This window comes from Okeania sp. SIO3I5 (assembly GCF_010672085.1).
GTDB lineage: Bacteria > Cyanobacteriota > Cyanobacteriia > Cyanobacteriales > Microcoleaceae > Trichodesmium.
Map to the genome: position 1 here is coordinate 1 of NZ_JAAHHT010000387.1, position 5,584 is coordinate 5,584.

General features: G+C 35.9%; 2 protein-coding genes and 1 pseudogene. 1 reads left to right on the forward strand and 2 read right to left on the reverse strand.

The genetic code is table 11. The features are described 5' to 3' along the window. A pseudogene (locus tag F6K40_RS38315) lies at positions 1–380 on the reverse strand (RNA-guided endonuclease TnpB family protein); the annotation flags it as partial. 989 nt (positions 381–1,369) lie between these two features. Then, complete coding sequence (locus F6K40_RS38320; RefSeq protein ID WP_293144967.1) at positions 1,370–2,587, reverse strand: response regulator; 1,218 nt, start codon at positions 2,585–2,587, stop codon at positions 1,370–1,372. 933 nt (positions 2,588–3,520) lie between these two features. On the opposite strand from F6K40_RS38320, the gene hmpF reads away from it, so the two are divergent. Further along, a complete protein-coding gene (gene hmpF, locus F6K40_RS38325) occupies positions 3,521–5,257 on the forward strand; it encodes a pilus motility taxis protein HmpF (RefSeq protein WP_293144970.1) in 1,737 nt (578 codons plus the stop codon). Positions 5,258–5,584 lie beyond the last annotated feature (327 nt).

Here is a 5,584-nt window from a genome sequence, read left to right on the forward strand (position 1 = left end):
GTTTTACTTACCGCTTGAGCTGTATAAATTACTAAATGCCTTCCCTCTTTATCTTTATATTTTGGCAGTTTTGGTCTGCCCAAAAATTTTTCAGGATTTAACTTATATTCTTGAATAGAATTGAAAAAAGAACGCCAATTCTGGTCTAAATTTCTCAATGTTTGTTGAGATACTTTAGCCGGCATTGCTCTATATTCTGTCGTTGATTTTAAAACTCGATCCAGAAGATTATAATTAGAATATTTCCGACAAAATATGAATCCTTGCCTCACGTTGTAGTTGGCTTTATTATAAAGATTTTTTGATGCAAAACAAACTCGATCTAATTCAGCCCAATTTGAATGAGTCTTTGTAATAACGTGTCTTTCTACTAACTGCATAAGACAATGATGAACTAACCTTTGTTTAATTATAACTTAAAAATAGAGTTCAAGTATTTATTTTTTTTGACGAAATATTTGACTATATTAGTTCATGTTTGACTATATTTGTGTTGAAACTTTACAATACTCATTATGTCAAATCAAACATAATTTTCTGATTTAATTTTAATGGTATCGTCATAAATTTTGTCTATCTTTGTTCAAGTTCAAATATCTAAGAGGGGTGCTTGGCCTACCCACTATTATTTAGATGATAGCTAACAGTCTTTCAAATAAATAATATTATATTTTCTTTTGACAATCTTCGGTCAAATAATATGTCCCTATCTATAAAAGTCAGTAGTCAGTAGTCAATAGTCAGTAGTCAGTAGTTGTAGGGGGCGATTCGCGTTTGCGGAGCATGACCTAGGAAATCGTCCCTAAAGTATGAAGATAGGCTCACTACTTATTTCTACTATTGTCAAAAATTTAACACTTAACTACCTACACATCTCATGCATAATCCTGTAGATGTTTAGATTCTATTTGCAATTAAACGGAGTTGATATAAAACTTTATAATACCAATTTCAATAAAGAATGTTAAGAATAATAAGGGCGATCGTGTATACTTTACAGGCAATATCCCTTTGATAAATTAAGATAATTTATGAACTAAGAAATGGCATCAAAGCTACTCTCATACGACTCGTAACTCCTGACTACTAAAAAATCCCTAGGTTTATTTGTAGCAAACATTTATCGAATTACTATCACTCATAGAACTAGACGAATATAGGGGATACAGAAAAAGGGAATTTGATACAGCATAGTGACTCAAAATATTCGCCAAATGCTAATATCCCATAGATTAGACCTCTAGCAAAAGTAAAAATTTAATCAATACTAGCTATGAAATCAACAATTTCATCCCCTATTTCCTATTGCATGACTTCTGCAAGAAGTCTATTATTGTCATAGCTATGGAGAAAACATCTTGAAGAATCCTTATTTATTTTTTGAGAAAATTTTGTTAACCTGAGAATCTCCTACTAATCCTGGTCCAATATACTTTTCTACCAACATTAGTAATTCACTTTCTCCGAAAGGTTTGGTCAAGTAGTGTGTAGATCCAACTATTCTTGCCTTAAGCCGATCGATAAATCCTTCTATGCCAGTTAGCATAATAATAGGTGTCTGGCGAAATGCTGTAGAGTTACGCAACATTGCACAAATCTCATAGCCATCTAGTTCTGGCATAGCAATGTCACATAAAATTAAGTCTGGCTTAATCTGAAAGACTTCTCCTAATGCTTTGAGGGGATCACTAAGGCCAGTAGCTTCATAACCATGTTGATTCAGGATTGATTGAACTGTTTCCCGAATTACAATATCATCATCAATACATACTACTTTGGGAATTTTTGTTTCTCGTTCCAATGGCTCTGATTTCTTGACTATACTTGCCTCTGAAGATTGATCTAGCAATTGCACTATACCTTTTTGCACGAAAGGATAAATGGCCTTAGCTACTGTTAATACGTCTCTGTTTAGATATCTAGCTATTTGCTGCATAGATGTCTGGCCATCTGACCAATGACTTAAAATATTATATATGTTTGGTTTTAATGCTTTCTTTAACTGGGCTGGATCGGAAATTATTGGACATTGTTCAGCAGACGTAATATAAGGAGAAAACTGATTCCATTCTTGTATCTGCTTCATAATTTTGGCCAACAATGAACTAACTTCTAAAGTGGTTAGCTGAGGTGTGAGAGCTGGCCCAAGTTCAAATATAAATGCACCTCGACGAAGACTTAGTAAGTTAAAGAGAGTTTCACGCACCATATTATGGATAATACTGCGTCCCTGAGCTGGCGTGAGAATACCCTTTTCCAGCAAAGCCCATAGGTATCCATACTCAGGTGCATTGACAGAGGCAACAGAAGAAACTTTAATTTTGTCAAGATAGCTATCTGCTTTGTAGCGACGTAAGTAGTCTCTCAAACGGGATAAACTACCTGCACTTGAGGTGGCGTAGATAATCTGACCATTCAGAAAAAATACAAACCAAGATGGTTCTCTGGGAAAATGCTGTTGGGGTTCAGCATTATTACTGCCAACTGGTGTGCTATAGGCCTTAACAAACAGTTCACCGGTTCGCTGACCTAAGTCTATAAGTTGCAGGATGCTGCGGATATCAATTTCACTTAAATTTCCCTGCATGCAGCTTGTAATATATGATGATCTTTAGATGACAAATTTAGAGTTTGAGATAAGATTCACATCCCTTTTCGTTTTCTGAAAAATAACCAAGTATACAAGTATATCAATAAATAGTAATATACCTGGAGATAGTTAATCTCATTTTAGGGAAAATTCTCGCTCATTATATTCTTAGTTTACCATCTATGCCTTCATGATCAAGTATTTGGCAAATATTATTTGATTTATAACTAGATGACAAATATCAAAACGTCAAATTAGATATTAGTTATTATGCAGAAAAATTTCTCTAATTAAATTATACTAAGCGTGAAAAAAAGAATGTTACAAATTTCCAGCTAAGTAGGTAGTGTCGTGTCAAGACTAAAATTCTGGGTTAGGAGCAAGAAACCTAGAAGACCTCTCCCCTACCCCTATCCTGATGAGTGAGAGGGGATAAAACCCCCCTGCCCTTGCAGGGAAGGGGGTTGGGGGGTTAGGTTTGTTAATCCACATTTTCAAACTTGACACGGCAGTAGGTATAAATAAAGGTTCAAATAAAAAATTTGAAAAAGAACTTAGAAGCAAGTTCCTAATAAGTCCTCACCGCGCGTGAATTTTCATTGCTATTGTAACGATAATTAAGCCCACCTACTTAGTAATAATGAAAACTTAATTTATAATGCTGGCCAGTGGAGATTGATTTAACACCTACTGACTACCATCATCAACCTAAAATTTATTTGTTGCAGCAAATATTGAGCAAGGTATTATTAGTTTATTTGTCTGCATCAAACAAATACCCACAATTTTAGTCTTGACACGGCACTACACTTATTTCACCATTTAAGGTGTGTCAGTCTAGTAGTGTAGTAATTTTTATTCCTTTCGGTGATAACATAATAAATTATAGAAATCAAGCTTTTAGCATAGAAACCTCAAGAGGATAACAGTGTGCTGTATTTAGCAGAAGTACAAAAAAGACCAACTGGTTTTGGTCTGGGTGGTGGTAAAACTGATTTAAAACTACTGGCCTGTCAGCGTGGCGAACATAATTGGGTGGCTGTACCTGGTGAAGAAGTTATTCCAGCTGATGAAGCTAAGGAATTTTCTCCTGGTGCATTAGTCTTAGTAGATTTGAATAACAATAAGCAGGTGCAGCAAATTCAAGATGCTGCCCGTCAGTTAGTGAAAATTCTGCAAAATTTCTCTCGCTCCCAAGAGAAGTCTAAGACACAATGGGAAGAAATTGAGCAATGGAAAGCTTCTCTGACTTTTCAGGCCCAAGAGTTAAATCGCCGGGAAATGGAATTACAAGCTAAGGAGGAGCAACTTGAAGAGTTACAAGCTGAAATTAATAAGTTGGAGCAGCAACGTCAAGAAATTGGTCAGGCCCAACAAGATTCTCAGCAACTTCAGGAACAAGTAAAACAAAGTCAAGAAGAAATAGAAGCAGCGCGTTTAGAATTACAAAGGCAAAAAGAGGAGTTTGAGCAACATAAGGGAGAATTACCTCAAGGTGCAGTTCTTGATGAGGAGCAATCTCGATATATTCAAGATTTATTGATTTGGTTGACGGAGGCGGTAAGTCCGACAAATCTTTGGGGAGAAAAGTTAAGTCAATCCTTGGAAATAGTTAATAGTCAACAGGAAACTTTAGAACAACATAAACAACAGTGGGAGAATACAACAAATACTAGCTCTGATGCACAAGAGGAAGAGATAGAGAGTTTGGCTAATCATGTCCAAGGACAATGGCAGGAATGGCGAGAAGATCGGGAGTCTTTGGCCAATGGTGCAGCGGAATTGAGGGTTCAACAAACTTTATTGGCAAGTAAGCAGGAGTATAGTCAAGTCTTAAATGGCCAAATTGAGATACAGACACAACTTTATGACCAACTGACTCATTTAGTCACGGCATTGGAGAATGATGGTGTTACTCAGAAAGTAGATACTGAAGCTTTGGAAAAAATGCCTCTTAATGAGTTAGAGGAATTGGTACAAAGTTTACAACAAGATTTACAAAGAGATATGCGTTTTGTTAAAGATCAGGAAGAGGAGTTGGCGTTACAGCAGCAGGAAATGGATGCTTTGCAAAGAAGGATTGACAAAGCTAGTGAATATGACAGAATTAATTTGGATTCGGAACTTTCAGATGAGAGAGACCGTTATAGGATGTTAAATGAGTCTCTAGTTGGTTCTCAAAGAAATCTTAGGGAAAGAGAAGAAATATTGAGTCAGCATCAAGCTGTTCTTTGGCGCCGGATGGGTAATTCTGCGGATGGAGAACAGTCGAATCAGATAGATATGAAGCCTATATTATCACAAGTTGAGGCTCAAAGACAGCAATTGACGGCTGAGTTACAAAAATTAGAAACTGAAATTCAACAAATACAAACTGAAATTAGTCAAAAAGAAGAAGTTATTAATGATCAAACTCAGCAACTTGAAGTTAAAAGAAATGAAATTGAGCAGTTAGAGTTGAGTTTAAGGGAAAAGCAGAAGGCAAATATAGGGGGTGGAAGTGGGGTTGTTTATCAAGAAGTAATTTTACCTCTGGAAGGTTATCTAGCACAACTGAGAGATCAACTTGAAGAGGTGGTAGGTGGAGTAAATCAAGCACAGGGTATAGGTGAGCAGGTGGCTCAGTTAGGGCAAGTTCTTCAGAGTATTCTTGTACAACCAGAATAAGATTAGCTTAGTGCTGCTACGCGAAATTCAAAATTTAAAATTTAAAATTTAAAAGTATTGGTTAGTAAGGCTTAAGGCAAGCATGTAACTGCAAATTGTTATTTCTGCCATCCTGCACTGAGGAGTATTCAACAATTAATAATTAATAATTATATCAAATCCGCTTGCTTTGGAGAATAAGGTTCTACTATCAGTATTGGCAAAAACTCTTAGTTTTGTAGGGGTTTGGTGACCAAACCCCTACAATATTGAATTGTACCGATACTACCGGATTTGATATTACCTATCCTTGAAACGGATAGGATTGACTAATTATGAAAATTTTTT